Below are 12,843 nucleotides of genomic sequence, written 5' to 3'. Positions count from 1 at the left end.
GCTGGGGGTTCGCGCCTGGGCTCAATGGCTTATCGAAGGCGCCTTGAGATCCTTCAGTGTCCCGCCGCCAGCGACCGTGGATGCCCCCTTGTGCCTCGGCGACGGCGAGGGTCACGATGATGGAGACACTTGCGGATCCCGGATATGATGAGCGAAGTCGGCCTTCGCTGCCCTGTAACAGGGTCGATGATCCGCGATGTCGAGTTCGACCCGCGACGCATGAGCGAGAATACCGGCTGCGGAAAGTCTGATGCCGAGCGGCGCCCCAGCCGCTGCGGTCTCATGAGGCCAGCCGCGCCGCCGCGTATGCTACCGTAAGATACGTTTGTCCGGCACCACGCTGCGCCTATGCTGCATGTGCTAAGAGCGTGCATGGCCCACAGCGCGGCCATCATTCACAGAGCGGACGCAGATCAAGAATATGATCATCCAAGTATAAGTCTCTGGCCAAGAGCGGTGAACAGGAGATTTGGCATGCGGCATTCTTCCTATCTTCCCACAGCCGGTTTCGCCACGCAGTTCGGTCCGGCCGGTTACGCCCTCGACTATGTTTTGGATGCCGCCCAGCGCAGCGTGCTGTTCTGGGACGTCATGCGCAAGCGCGGCAACCAGTATCGCGCCCATGCGGAAGCAACCGCGCCGCATGTCCTGAGCTTCACGCCCGAGGTCGTGCTTGACGGACGTTCGCTCGAGAAGCCCGTCAACTACGCGCTGGTTCGGATCGTCCCGCCTGAGGGGGTAGAGATTGATGAAAAGCGCCGGCCTTTCGTCGTGGTCGATCCGAGAGCTGGACACGGGCCGGGCATCGGTGGCTTCAAGGCTGACAGCGAGATCGGCGTTGCACTGAGAGCCGGGCACCCGTGCTATTTTATTGGCTTTCTTCCGCAGCCGATGCCGGGACAGACGATCGAAGACATTGCACTGGCTGAAGCCATCTTTTTGGAGAAGGTGATATCGCTGCATCCGCAGGCCGACGCCAAGCCATGCGTGATCGGCAACTGCCAGGCGGGCTGGGCCGTCATGATGCTGGCCGCCATGCGCTCAGAACTGTTCGGCTCGATCATCATTGCCGGCGCGCCACTTTCCTACTGGGCGGGTGAACGCGGCAAATATCCGATGCGATATACCGGCGGACTGCTTGGCGGTACTTGGATGACCGCACTCACCAGCGACCTCGGACACGGGCAGTTCGACGGCGCATGGCTGGTGCAGAATTTCGAGAACCAGAATCCGGCCAACACGCTATGGACCAAGCAATATAACCTCTATTCGAAGATTGACACCGAGGCACCACGCTATCTCGGTTTCGAGCAGTGGTGGGGTGGTCACGTCAATCTGAACGCGGAGGAAATCCAGTTCATCGTCGACGAACTCTTCGTCGGCAACAATCTTGCCGCGGGCCGCATCAAGACGTCAAAGGGCGAGGCGATCGATCTTCGCAACATCCGCACGCCGATCGTCGTCTTCTGCTCGAAGGGAGACAACGTCACGCCGCCCGCGCAGGCGCTCGGCTGGATTCTGGATCTCTATGACGATGTGAACGAGATACGCTCACACGGCCAGACGATCGTTTACACGGTGCACGAAACGATCGGTCACCTCGGAATTTTCGTGTCCGCGAGCGTTGCCCGCAAGGAGCATGGAGAATTCTCCAGCAATATCGATCTGATCGATGCGCTGCCACCCGGGCTCTACGAGGCGATTTTCGAGGCAAAGACCGCTGAGACAGTAGGCGGGGACCTCGTCGAGGGTGATTGGATCATGCGCTGCGAGGCAAGGACGCTGGACGATATCCGCGCGCTCGGCTGCAATAACGCCGCGGATGACCGGCGTTTTGCGACCGTTGCGAAGGTCTCGGAGATCAACCTGTCCCTCTACCGGACTTTCCTTCAGCCTTTCGTCCGCGCAATGGCGCCGGATTGGGCGGCCAAGCATCTGCGTGAGATGCATCCGCTCCGGCTGCAATACGAGGTGTTTAGCGACGTCAATCCTTGGATGGCGCCGATTGCAGATCTCGCCCTCGATGTGGCGGAAGAGCGCCGTCCCGTTCGTGCCGACAATCCCTTCCTGGCGTTGGAGCAAGCCTTCTCACGCCAGGTCGTTGCGGGGCTGGATGCATGGCGTCAAGGGATCGAGGCGCTGAGCGAGGCGACCTTCCTCTCCGTCTACGGGTCTCCGCTCCTGCAGGCGGCAGTCGGCATCGATCCGTCTGACACCAGGCCGCAGCGCAGAGCAAGCAAGACCGCGCTGCATGCGCAGGTTCTCAAGGAGAGGATCGAGGAACTCAAGGCGCAAATGGAGGACGGCGGACTTCGGGAAGGTCTGGCGCGCAGCCTGCTCTACGTCGCCATGGCCAATGGTGCAGCCGATGAGCGTGGCTTTGCCGCCATTCGCCGGATGCGGCGCACCGAGGACGGCATGCCGGCGATGACGCTCGCGGAATTCAAGGCCTTGATCCGCGACCAGTTCCTCATGCTGCTGATCGACGAAGAGGCTGCCGTGAGCGCTATCCCACGGCTATTGCCGGCGGAGGAGAGTGTTCGCCGCGAGGCCTTGTCTTCCCTGCGTGAGGTCTTGAACGTGCGCGGCGCGCTTTCCGGCGAAGCCGAACAGCGCTGGAAGAGGATTGTCGGGATATTCGGCCTTTCCGGAGAGACGCTGCCGGAACCTGTCTTGTCGCCGGCGAAGGCCACCCCGGGGAAGCCTGTTCGCCGCGCAAGTTAGCCGACAAGATGCTGAAGCCGAGGGACTGAGCCCGCCCTTCAACATGGAGTGTGAAGATGCAGGATTTAGACGACGTTGGGAAAGAGTACGTGCCGCATCAGAAGTATGAGCGGCTGATCGCCAAGGCAAAGCAGGTTCCTGTGATGACGACGGTCGTCGCCCATCCTTGCGACGAGACATCGCTGCGCGGCGCCGTCGAGGCAGCCGAGATAGGACTGATCCGTCCGGTCCTGGTCGGGCCGGCGGGAAAGGTGCGCACAATTGCAGACGCGCATCACATCGATATCTCCCCATTCGAGCTGGTCGACACGCCGCACAGCGACGCGGCGGCGGCGAAGGCGGTGGAGATCATCCGCCAAGGCGGCGCTGATTTGCTGATGAAAGGAAGCCTCCACACGGATGAGCTCATGCGCGCCGTGACGTCATCGGCCACGGGACTGAGGACGGCGCGGCGGATCAGCCATGTCTTCGTGATGGATGTCCCGCACCATTCGGAAACGCTGTTCATTACCGACGCGGCCATCAACATCGCGCCGGATCTCGATGCCAAGCGCGACATCGTTCAGAACGCCATCGATCTCTTCACCCAGGTCGGCCTGGGCACGCCCCGCGTGGCGATCCTTTCGGCGGTTGAGACGGTCACATTGAAGATCCCTTCGACGATCGACGCCGCTGCTCTTTGCAAGATGGCCGAGCGCGGACAGATAACGGGCGGCATTCTCGACGGGCCGCTTGCCTTCGACAATGCGATCGATCCGGAGGCTGCACGGATAAAGGGCATCCAGTCGCCGGTGGCCGGCCACGCCCAGATACTCGTCGTCCCCAATCTCGAATCCGGTAACATGCTGGCGAAGAACCTGACGTTCCTGGCGAAGGCAGATGCAGCAGGCATCGTGCTTGGAGCGCGCGTGCCGATCATCCTGACGTCGCGGGCAGATTCCGTGCTGGCGCGCCTTGCCTCCTGCGCCGTCGGCGTCCTGCTGGCCGATGCGCGCCGCCGCACGGCGCCGATACAGGGGGGATGATGCAATGGACACCATCCTCGTCGTCAATGCCGGCTCCTCCAGCCTGAAGTTCGAGGTCTTCGCGGTCTCGGGTTCGCTCACGCGACTGGTCAAGGGTAAGATGGAAGGCATCGGCACTGCGCCGCGCCTGGCCATCAAGGGTGCCGGCGGCGAGCGGCTGGCGGACGCAAGCTATCCAAACGAGACCGTTGCCGATTTGCCTGCGGCGATGCGCCTTGTGGGCGAATGGCTGCGCGAGCGGCACGACGGCCGCCTGATTGCCGTCGGCCATCGGGTCGTCCATGGCGGCCCGAACCACATGCGCCCGGCGCGCATCGATGAAACCCTGCTGCACGAACTGGAGCGCTATACGCCGCTTGCGCCGTTGCACCAGCCAAGCAATCTCGCGCCGATCCGCGCACTGCTGGAGCGTCAGCCGCAGCTAACGCAGATCGCCTGCTTCGACACGGCCTTCCATCGCGGCCATGATCCGATGGCTGACCACTACGCCATTCCCGCGCGTTATTTCGAAGAGGGTGTCCGGCGCTATGGTTTTCATGGCCTGTCCTACGAATATGTCGCCGGAAGGCTGGCCGAGATCGCGCCGGACGTTGGCCGAGGACGGGTCATTGTCGCCCACCTCGGAAGCGGTGCCTCGATGTGCGCGCTCCGCGGCGGAAAAAGCGTGGAGAGCACACTGGGCTTCACTGCTCTGGATGGCCTGCCGATGGGCACACGATGCGGCCAGATCGATCCGGGCGTGCTTCTCTATCTTCTCCAGCAGCGCGGCATGAGTGCAGCTGAGCTGCAGGACCTTCTTTACAGGGAATCCGGCCTCAAGGGCCTCTCGGGCGCCAGCAACGACGTCCGCGACCTGTTGGCGAGCGAGGAGCCGGGTGCGGCACTCGCGCTCGATCATTTCGTACATCGCATCGGCCTCAATGCCGGCATGCTCGCGGCCGCTCTCGGCGGATTGGACGCTTTCGTGTTCACCGCCGGGGTCGGGGAAAACTCGCCGGTCATGCGTGAGCGGATCTGCAGGAAGCTGGAATGGTTAGGCGCCAAGCTCGACAGCAGGCGAAACGCCGCCGGCGAGCTGTTGATTTCGGGCGACGATAGCAGGCTCGCCATCTATGCCGTGCCGACCGACGAGGAACTGATGATCGCGCGGCATACATACGCATTGCTCGCCGCATGATGGGCAACCCATGACCCGGGAGAGGGGCTGATGATGATCCCTGATGTGAAGGCCAAGCTTCTTGAAGGCAAGCGCGGGCTGGTGGTCGGCATCGCCAATGACCAGTCGATCGCCTGGGGTTGCGCCAGAGCCTTCCGTGCGCTCGGCGCCGAGCTCGCGGTGACCTATCTCAATGACAAGGCCAAGCCCCATGTCGAGCCGCTGGCCGAGGCGCTGGAAGCGCCCATCTTCATGCCGCTCGACGTTTCCCTGCCGGCACAATTGGAGGCGGTGTTCGACAGGATAGCCGAGCAATGGGGCGAGCTCGATTTCCTGGTGCATTCGATTGCCTTTTCGCCAAAGGATACTCTGCAGGGGCGAGTGGTCGACGTGCCTCGTGAAGGCTTCCTGAAGACGATGGACATTTCCTGCTGGTCGTTCATTCGCATGGCGCATCTTGCGGAACCCCTGATGAAACGCGGCGGGACGCTGTTCACCATGAGCTACTACGGCAGCCAGATGGTCGTGAAGAACTACAACGTCATGGGTGTCGCCAAGGCGGCGCTCGAAAGCGCCGTGCGCTACATCGCCGCCGAACTCGGGCCGAAGGGCATTCGGGTGCATGCCATCTCGCCAGGCCCGCTGGCGACGCGGGCTGCCTCCGGCATCCCGGAATTCGACGAGCTTCTTAGCAAGGCCGAGGAAAGGGCGCCGACACGCAGCCTTGTGTCGATAGACGATGTCGGCATGGCAACGGCCTTCCTCGCTCATGATGCAGCGCGGCTGATCACCGGCGACACCATCTACATCGACGGCGGCTACCACATCATAGACTAGGGGAACCAGTGGAGTGATTTACAACGCGCCGCGTCTTCGAGATGCCAAAGCATGACGTCCCGCTCGTATTCGAAGCGTGCGTTGCCCTTGCCTGCCCGCTGGGACGCTGGCCGCGCTCACTCGCGTGGGCATCAGCTGCGGGCTGCAGTTCTGGGCATCAGGTCCCCAATGACGCCAACACGATATCCGGCATGACTGGAAAATCACGGAATTAAAGGACTGGGAGAGAATTGGCTGGGGAACCTGGATTCATGATTTCAATGGCTTAGCGAAAAAGCTTTGAAATTCCTACTGTTTTCCTGCCGCGAGCGACCGTGGATGCCACCTTTGTGCCCTGGCTTTGGGCATCAGTCAACAGGACGGCCGAGCGGCAATAATTTCCGGCGCCGACCGCTGGCGCAACTCACGAAAAGTTCTCCAACACTGCGAGGAAAGTATGCCGATCGCCCTGTCCCTCCGTCAGGCGCACGCGCCCCTCGATGTCCGCGAGATGGTGGTCCATCAGGTCCTGCGCCTTGGCAAGGTCTTTCGCCTTTAGCGCCGCAACGATCATGCGGTGATGGTCGGCGCCACAGTCGTCCTCGCGGTCTTCTTCGTAGAGCGACATGACAAGAGACAGGCGGGCGACGATCTTGGAAAGCATTTCCGTCAGCACGGGATTTCCAGCGAGGCCGGCGAGGACGATGTGGAATTTTCCGGAAAGAACGGTCTTCGATTTCTCGTCGCCGTGGTGATGGATGTGTTCTTCCTCGTCCGTCAGCCTCTCCAGCGCATCGAGTTGTTCTGACGTCGCGCGCATGATGACGAGTTCAAGCAGCAGCCGCTCCAACTTCCGCCGTGCTTCGAACAGGCTCTTGGCCTGCTCAATGCTCGGCTCGGCGACGAAGGTTCCTCGATTTCTCTTGCGTTCCAGCAGATGGTCGCTTTCGAGCACGCCGAGCGCGCCGCGAACGACGGTACGGCTGACCCCAAAATGTTCGGCGATCGCTTCTTCGAGGATCTTGGTCCCCGGCTTGAGCGCGCCTTCGCCGATCGCGGCGGCCAGCGTGTTGCGAATGCGTTCAGACACGTCGTCATTGTCAACAGTGTCGGGCGCGCCGTTGGCGGTCGTGGACGGTTTCAGGCTTTGACGACGCGTCTTCTTCATCATTCCTCTCCAGGCTTAACGGCAGCCTCCGGGTCACACCAGATGCCGTGACATATCCGATATCGGTGCGCCGTAATTTTTTCCATAAGAATGTTTGTGCGCAACTCGATGTTTCCACCGTAAGCCGGTGAAGTCAGACGGCCAGCCTCCGTTATTTCGGGCGATCAGGCCGCCTTCCTGTCCGCCGTTGCCGAATTCAGCGTGATGCCCTTGTCCTTGCAGATCGCCTCGATGTGACGCGCCGACTGCTTGATGAAGGCGATTGCCTCGTTGAAGCCGTAGGACTGATGCTCGTAGCTCGGGTAGCCGTACTGGCTGGCTTCGTAGGCCTCCCAGTCCGGGACCTCGCCGGAGGCGACGCGCGTTTCGTAGGCGTCCACCAGCGCCATGTAGGCGCCGAGCTCTTCGGCTGTGAGATCGGGATGGCCGGCGCGCCAGATCGGATCGTCGATCTGGATGCACTGGCGCGGGTTTGCCTTTCGCGGCTTGTCGGCGACGGAGGCCGCAACCTCCAGCGAGAGGTTGAGCGCGGGGTTGGCTTCGGCGAGGATCGGCAGGATCGTCTCGAAATCGACGATACCGCCGCCGACGGGCCGGGTCTGGAAGTCGAGGCCGCCGGGCGCGCGGCCGACATAGGCGTCTTTGATATGCGTCTGACGGACGAAGGGGGCGAGGCGCTTGGCTGCGAAGACCGGATGCTCGGCCCGCTGCAGGCCATTGGCAGTGTCGAAGACGACGCCGACGCAGTCGGAGCCGACGCTCTCGATCAGCCGCAGGATCTCGAAGGAGGTAATCTCGTCGTGGGTCTCGATATTCAGGTGCGCGCCATGCGCGCGGGCGACAGGCGCAAGCTTCTGGAGCACCTTCTCGATGCCGACGAGTTGGTCTTCCCAGGTGATATCGGTCCGGAAGCGGTCATTGGCGAGCCGGCCGCGATATTCGGATTTGAAGTTGCCGGGCGCGACCCAGAGTTCGAGGCAGCCGATGGCGGCACTCGCCTCGATCATGCGGGTGAAGCCGGCGATGATGTCGCCGCCGCCGGCGGCCCTGAGAGCCGGCTCCTCGGCGCTGCAATAGGGATTGATCTTGCCGATGCCGCTTTCCAGGTAAAGGCCGAGCTCGTCGGCCCGCGCCCGGATTTCGCGCAATTCACCCATGTCGAGCGTCGGGCTCATGTCCAGTGCCGTCGAGAAGAAGATGCCCGAAAGCCCGAGCTCCTTGACATGGTCGACGCTGCCGAGCGGGCCTCGCTTTTTCGATTCCGGCAGTTTGATATTGTCGATGCCAAGCTTCATGTCATGCTCCTTGCTGTTTCCTGACGGGTCCGCTGCTCTGGCGGCGCCCTTCGTTTTTGACGGGTCCTCAGGCGCGTTTCGCGTCGCGGAGCTTGTCGGCGCCGCTGCGGAATTTGGGCTGGAGGCTCTTTTCGAGATAGTACTGGCCGATCGACGCCACCGTCGTGATCGCGAGGTACCAGATGGAGGCGACGAACAGCAGTTCGATCACCAGGAAGTTGCGGGCGTAGATGACCTGCGCCTGCGTCAGCAGGTCCTGCATGCCGATGACGGAGACGATGGCGCTCGCCTTCAGCATGCCGATCGCCTGATTGCCGGTCGGCGGGACGATGAGGCGTGCGGCTTGCGGCAGGATGATCGTCCGGAACGTCTGGCGAGGCTTCAATCCGAGTGCCGTCGCCGCCTCGCGCTGCCTGCGGTCGATGGCAAGAAGGCCGCTGCGGATGATTTCCGACATGTTCGCTGCCTCGTGCAGCCCGAGCGCCAGGAACCCTGCAAGCGCCGGCGTGACGAGGTCGTTGATCGAGATGCTGTAGTGTCCCACCCCGACCTGCGGTATGAAGAGCGCGATATTGAACCAGAGGAAGATCTGGACAATCAGCGGCACGCCGCGAAACCACCATACGAAGCCTGCGGCAATCGCCTTCAGGACGATGTTCGTCGACGTTGCCATGATGGCGAGAAGGCAGCCGAGGCCGATGCCGAAGACCATGGCGCCGGCCGTCAGCTCGAGCGTCAGAAGCACGCCGCGCAGGATGGAGGGATGCACGAGATAGCGCGGAATCTCGGACCACTGAACGCTCTGGCTCTGCGCGACGACGCTGCCGAGGAGGACCAGCGCGAGGATCGCGCTGGCACCGGTTGCGAACTGTCCCCACTTGATCGACCTCATGGCCGGTGGCGGCAGGCTCATTGTCGTTGTCTGCGTGGTGAACAGTGTCATGAGGTTCACTCTGCGGGCATGCTGGCGGCGTCGTTGACCTTGACGGTCTTGACGGCAAGCGGGCCGAGGCTCCACTTCTTCATGATCGCCTCGTATGCGCCGCTGTCGACCATCTGCTGCAGGGCGGCGACGACGGTGTCGCGGAGCTCCGGATTGTCCTTTGCCGTCAGCATGCCGAGATAGCCGACGGCAAGACGGATATCGGGAAGCGCCTGCAGGCCCTTGCCGTTGCCCGTCTGGTGCTCGGTCGTGTAGACGCTGGTCGCATAGCCGTTGACGGTGGCGTCGGCACGGTCGGTGCGCACCGCCTGCAGCACGTCGGGCATCTTCGGGATCGCCATGATGTCGATCGGCGTCTTGCACTTCGCCGAGGCGGCCTCGACCATCCTGCCCTGGAAGGTGCCGACCGGAACGGCGACCTTCTTGCCGCAGAGGTCTTCCATGCTCTTGATGCCGAGCGGGTTGTCCTTGATCGTCATGATCGTGGTGGCGTCGTACATGTAGTCGATGACATCGACCTGCTTTTCCAGCTCGACATCGTCATTGATGCCGGAGATCGTCATGTCGAAGCGCTTGGACAGGATGGCGGGAACGATGGCAGCACCCGCGCCGACATCCGTCATCTGGACATCGACACCCAGGATCACGCCGAGGGCTGCGGCGATATCGGCGTCGATGCCGACAAGCTTGCCGTCATCGTCGTGGAAGCTGATCGGCGGCGTCAGATCCGTCGCAACCTTCAGAACGCCTGATGCCTTGATCGAAACGGGAAGGCCATCCGCCAGCTTCTTCGTCGGCACCACGCCGGGGAGCTTGGCAACGTCAGCCGCTTCCATCTTCTCGGCCACGCTCTCCGCCGCATGGGCCGACGGCGTCATGAGGGTAACGAGCGCGGTGGCGATGCCGGTCTTCAGGATTGTCTGCACGTTCTTCATGGGATCCCCTTTTTTTAGATTTTGCCATGCGTGAATTCTCTGGGATCTTCCAAGCAATCACCGTGCCAGTTTTAAATTTGCGGCATCAAGCGATTGAATTTACATCAATAATTATTAATCTCCACTTCTCCGAATAAAGTTTCGCATATTATTTCGCATAATTATTCGAATTTACTGTGATTAAAAAATCATCCTTACGTCGATTTTCTGAGCGAAATTTGCCTGAGGTCTCGCCGTTCTCTTCATCCTCATTCCCTGCGTGATGGCGAAACACCTGCGAAATTGCTCGTGGCTCGCCCGACGCACCGTGTCGGCGGGCGATAAATGAGCAGAATTCTGCACTGCATCGAACATTTATGACGAAACTTTAGACAAAATATCTTCCGAAATAAATAACGGAAATTTATAATAAGAAAGTTGCGAAACTTCCTAAATCATAAAAAGGTTCCTATAATCAGATAGTTGAGTTTATTCCGCTCGTCCTGCTTCGAATCTGGCACGGGCTTTGCAATTCCCTTTGCAACATGCTCCGGTGTCGGAGCGCTCGTCACAACCACGCAAGGTCAGGGAAGCCACATGCTAGACATCGCAAAGACGGCCGATCGCAAGCGGCTCAGTGTTCGGGGCGTTACCCATAGCTATGGCGGGCAGAATGCCGTCAGCGACATTTCCTTCGAAATCGAGGCCGGCGAGATTGTCGCGCTTCTGGGGCCAAGCGGCTGCGGCAAGTCGACGGTGCTGAGGGCCATCGCCGGCCTCATCCAGCCGAAGGCGGGCAGGATCGTGCTCGGCGACGACGACCTTGCCAATGTTTCCGCCCGTGCGCGAGGGATCGGCATGGTCTTCCAGAACTATGCGCTGTTCCCGCATCTGACTGTTGCGGAGAACATCGCCTATCCGCTCGCCTGCCAGAAGGTGCCGCGCGCGGAGCGAAACGCACAGGTCGCCGAGATGCTCGCGCTTGTCCGGCTCGATGGCTATGGCAACCGCCTGCCTCGCGAACTCTCCGGCGGTCAGCAGCAGCGCGTCGCCGTCGCCCGCGCGATGGCGGGCCGCCCGTCGCTCCTGCTTCTTGACGAACCCTTCGGCGCTCTTGACCGGGCACTGCGCTTCGACCTGCAGGTCGAGCTCCTTCATCTCCAGAAGACGCTCGGCATCACCACGCTGATCGTCACCCATGACCAGGAAGAGGCCCAGAGCCTCGCCAGTCGGCTGGTGCTGATGAACAAGGGCAACGTCGAGCAGATCGATACGCCGATGGCCGTCTACGATCGGCCGAAGACCTTGTTCGTCAATACCTTCATCGGTCAGACCAATCTCCTGCGCGGGACCGTTGCCGAGTTCGGCGACGGCAGCACGGTGATTGCTCTGGAGAGCGGCGAAACCCTCGTTCTCCCGCGCCGTCTGAGCTTCACCACGGGCTCGAAGGTCACGATCACCTTCCGGCCCGAAGAGGTTCGCCTGATGACGCAGTCAGGCGTGAACGCGCTTGCCGCGCGCATCACCGTTTCCGTGCCGCTCGGGCCCTCCCTGATCCACGACCTCGTCCTCGACGACGGCACGGGCCTGCGCGCCTCCGAGGTTCGCGGTCCCGGCACCGCCATTCCGGACATCGGGGCCCAGCTTTTCGCAGAGATCGACACCCGCAGGTGTCACGCATTTCCGGCCGAACCGGAAAGCATCCAGTGAATGCCTATGACTGAATGACATCAACAACAACCGACAGAGGTGACAGCATGAACGACTTCAAAATGACCCGCCGCCATTTCGGCCTTCTCGCTGCCGGCGTTGCTGCAGCTTCGGCAATGCCATTCGCCGCTCGTGCGGCGGCCGGCGAGACCGCCATTGCCGCGACCTTTCCGGGCAACTGGGAAGACGGCTATCGCAGCGTTCTGGGCCCGCTCGTCAAGGAAGCCGGCTACGGCCTGACCATCGCCCCGTCGATGGCGCAGGACCAGCTCGCCAAGGTCATGGCGAGCCCCGGCAACCCGCCCTACGATACGCTGCTGATGTCGCCCGGTCAGATGGCCGTGGCCATCGAAAACGACATCATCCAGAAGATCGACCCGAGCCGTCTCAAGAACTGGGGCATGCTCGATCCGGCCTTCCAGGGCGAATACGGTCCGACGGTGACGATCGAGGTCAACGGCATCGCCTACAATCCCGACCTCGTTCCGCGCCCGAAGGGGTATCGCGACCTGTTCGAAAATCCGGCCTACAGCGGCCTCGTCTCCTGGGCCGGTTTCGGTTCGAACACGGCCGTCATGGCCTATACGGAGATGGCGAAGATTTTTGGCTCCGGCCCGAACGACATGGATGCGGTCTTCAAGCTGTTCAAGGACCATCCGGAACACCTGAAGGGCGTCGTCGACAGTACCAACCACCAGATGACGCTGTTCCAGCAGGGCGAGATCGCGGTCTTCATGTGCTCGACCGGCAATGTCGCCCGTCTGAAGTCGATGGGCCTCAAGGCGGAATATGTCGCCCCGGAAACCGGCGCGCCGGCAGCCCCGGTCAACATCCACCTGACCAAGGGCGCAAAGAACCTCGATGCGGCCTATGCCTATATGGATGCCGCCATCTCCAAGGCTGCGCAGGACAAGCTGAAGCTGCCGCCGACCGAGATGTTCCCGACCAACAAGGACGTCGCGCTGACGCCTGAGATCGAAGCCTATGTGACGCGCGAGCAGCTCGGCAACATGGTCTATCCGGACTGGGTCGCCATCAACAAGAACCGCGCCGACTGGATCCGCCAGTTCGACGCTCTCGTCGCAGGCTGAG

At 61.7% G+C, this 12,843-nt stretch carries 10 protein-coding genes; 6 read left to right on the top strand and 4 right to left on the bottom strand.

Going from position 1 to position 12,843, the window contains the following annotated elements; genetic code table 11:
• Positions 1-474: 474 nt before the first annotated feature.
• Genes HJC04_RS17465 through fabI form a run of 4 tightly spaced genes read left to right on the top strand, consistent with a single transcriptional unit; the run spans position 475 to position 5,742 of the window.
• Positions 475-2,724, top strand: coding sequence for a DUF3141 domain-containing protein (locus HJC04_RS17465; RefSeq protein ID WP_210629107.1), 2,250 nt, complete (start codon positions 475-477; stop codon positions 2,722-2,724).
• A gap of 56 nt (positions 2,725-2,780) precedes the next feature.
• Positions 2,781-3,749, top strand: a complete 969-nt coding sequence (locus HJC04_RS17460; RefSeq protein ID WP_221122499.1) for a phosphate acetyltransferase — start codon at positions 2,781-2,783, stop codon at positions 3,747-3,749.
• A gap of 4 nt (positions 3,750-3,753) precedes the next feature.
• Positions 3,754-4,926, top strand: coding sequence for an acetate/propionate family kinase (locus tag HJC04_RS17455; protein ID WP_221146720.1), 1,173 nt, complete (start codon positions 3,754-3,756; stop codon positions 4,924-4,926).
• Between the two features lie 30 nt (positions 4,927-4,956).
• Positions 4,957-5,742: an enoyl-ACP reductase FabI gene (fabI, locus tag HJC04_RS17450; RefSeq protein WP_221146719.1), complete on the top strand. Its 786-nt coding sequence runs from the start codon at positions 4,957-4,959 to the stop codon at positions 5,740-5,742.
• A 403-nt stretch (positions 5,743-6,145) separates the two neighbouring features.
• Here fabI and HJC04_RS17445 read toward each other — a convergent pair whose 3' ends face one another.
• The 4 genes from HJC04_RS17445 to HJC04_RS17430 form a co-directional block, all read right to left on the bottom strand.
• The gene (locus HJC04_RS17445) at positions 6,146-6,889 is read right to left on the bottom strand and encodes a GntR family transcriptional regulator (RefSeq protein WP_210629103.1); all 744 of its coding nucleotides are present in this window, start codon (positions 6,887-6,889) and stop codon (positions 6,146-6,148) included.
• Positions 6,890-7,053: 164 nt separating this feature from the next.
• Positions 7,054-8,184, bottom strand: a complete 1,131-nt coding sequence (locus HJC04_RS17440; RefSeq protein ID WP_221146718.1) for a sugar phosphate isomerase/epimerase family protein — start codon at positions 8,182-8,184, stop codon at positions 7,054-7,056.
• A 67-nt stretch (positions 8,185-8,251) separates the two neighbouring features.
• A complete protein-coding gene (locus tag HJC04_RS17435; protein WP_221146717.1) occupies positions 8,252-9,127 on the bottom strand; it encodes an amino acid ABC transporter permease in 876 nt (291 codons plus the stop codon).
• A 5-nt stretch (positions 9,128-9,132) separates the two neighbouring features.
• Entirely contained in the window at positions 9,133-10,062 is a 930-nt protein-coding gene (locus HJC04_RS17430; protein ID WP_221146716.1) for an ABC transporter substrate-binding protein, read from the bottom strand.
• A gap of 576 nt (positions 10,063-10,638) precedes the next feature.
• On the opposite strand from HJC04_RS17430, the gene HJC04_RS17425 reads away from it, so the two are divergent.
• Together HJC04_RS17425 and HJC04_RS17420 are read left to right on the top strand one after the other, a co-directional pair.
• Positions 10,639-11,751, top strand: coding sequence for an ABC transporter ATP-binding protein (locus HJC04_RS17425; protein WP_210629099.1), 1,113 nt, complete (start codon positions 10,639-10,641; stop codon positions 11,749-11,751).
• A gap of 47 nt (positions 11,752-11,798) precedes the next feature.
• Positions 11,799-12,842, top strand: a complete 1,044-nt coding sequence (locus HJC04_RS17420) for a PotD/PotF family extracellular solute-binding protein (RefSeq protein WP_221146715.1) — start codon at positions 11,799-11,801, stop codon at positions 12,840-12,842.
• Position 12,843 lies beyond the last annotated feature (1 nt).

Origin of the sequence: Rhizobium sp. NLR8a (assembly GCF_019685235.1) — a bacterium.
Taxonomy (GTDB): domain Bacteria; phylum Pseudomonadota; class Alphaproteobacteria; order Rhizobiales; family Rhizobiaceae; genus Rhizobium.
The sequence above is the reverse complement of the archived record's forward strand: the minus strand, read 5'-3'. Positions and strand labels throughout refer to the sequence as shown.

Bases quoted from the DNA above. Each gene is read 5' to 3' on its own strand.
- HJC04_RS17460 (WP_221122499.1), top strand. From the start codon at position 2,781: ATGCAGGATTTAGACGACGTTGGGAAAGAGTACGTGCCGCATCAGAAG.
- HJC04_RS17420 (WP_221146715.1), top strand. From the start codon at position 11,799: ATGAACGACTTCAAAATGACCCGCCGCCATTTCGGCCTTCTCGCTGCC.
- fabI (WP_221146719.1), top strand. From the start codon at position 4,957: ATGATGATCCCTGATGTGAAGGCCAAGCTTCTTGAAGGCAAGCGCGGG.
- HJC04_RS17440 (WP_221146718.1), bottom strand. From the start codon at position 8,184: ATGAAGCTTGGCATCGACAATATCAAACTGCCGGAATCGAAAAAGCGA.
- HJC04_RS17465 (WP_210629107.1), top strand. From the start codon at position 475: ATGCGGCATTCTTCCTATCTTCCCACAGCCGGTTTCGCCACGCAGTTC.
- HJC04_RS17425 (WP_210629099.1), top strand. From the start codon at position 10,639: ATGCTAGACATCGCAAAGACGGCCGATCGCAAGCGGCTCAGTGTTCGG.
- HJC04_RS17430 (WP_221146716.1), bottom strand. From the start codon at position 10,062: ATGAAGAACGTGCAGACAATCCTGAAGACCGGCATCGCCACCGCGCTC.
- HJC04_RS17445 (WP_210629103.1), bottom strand. From the start codon at position 6,889: ATGAAGAAGACGCGTCGTCAAAGCCTGAAACCGTCCACGACCGCCAAC.
- HJC04_RS17455 (WP_221146720.1), top strand. From the start codon at position 3,754: ATGGACACCATCCTCGTCGTCAATGCCGGCTCCTCCAGCCTGAAGTTC.
- HJC04_RS17435 (WP_221146717.1), bottom strand. From the start codon at position 9,127: ATGACACTGTTCACCACGCAGACAACGACAATGAGCCTGCCGCCACCG.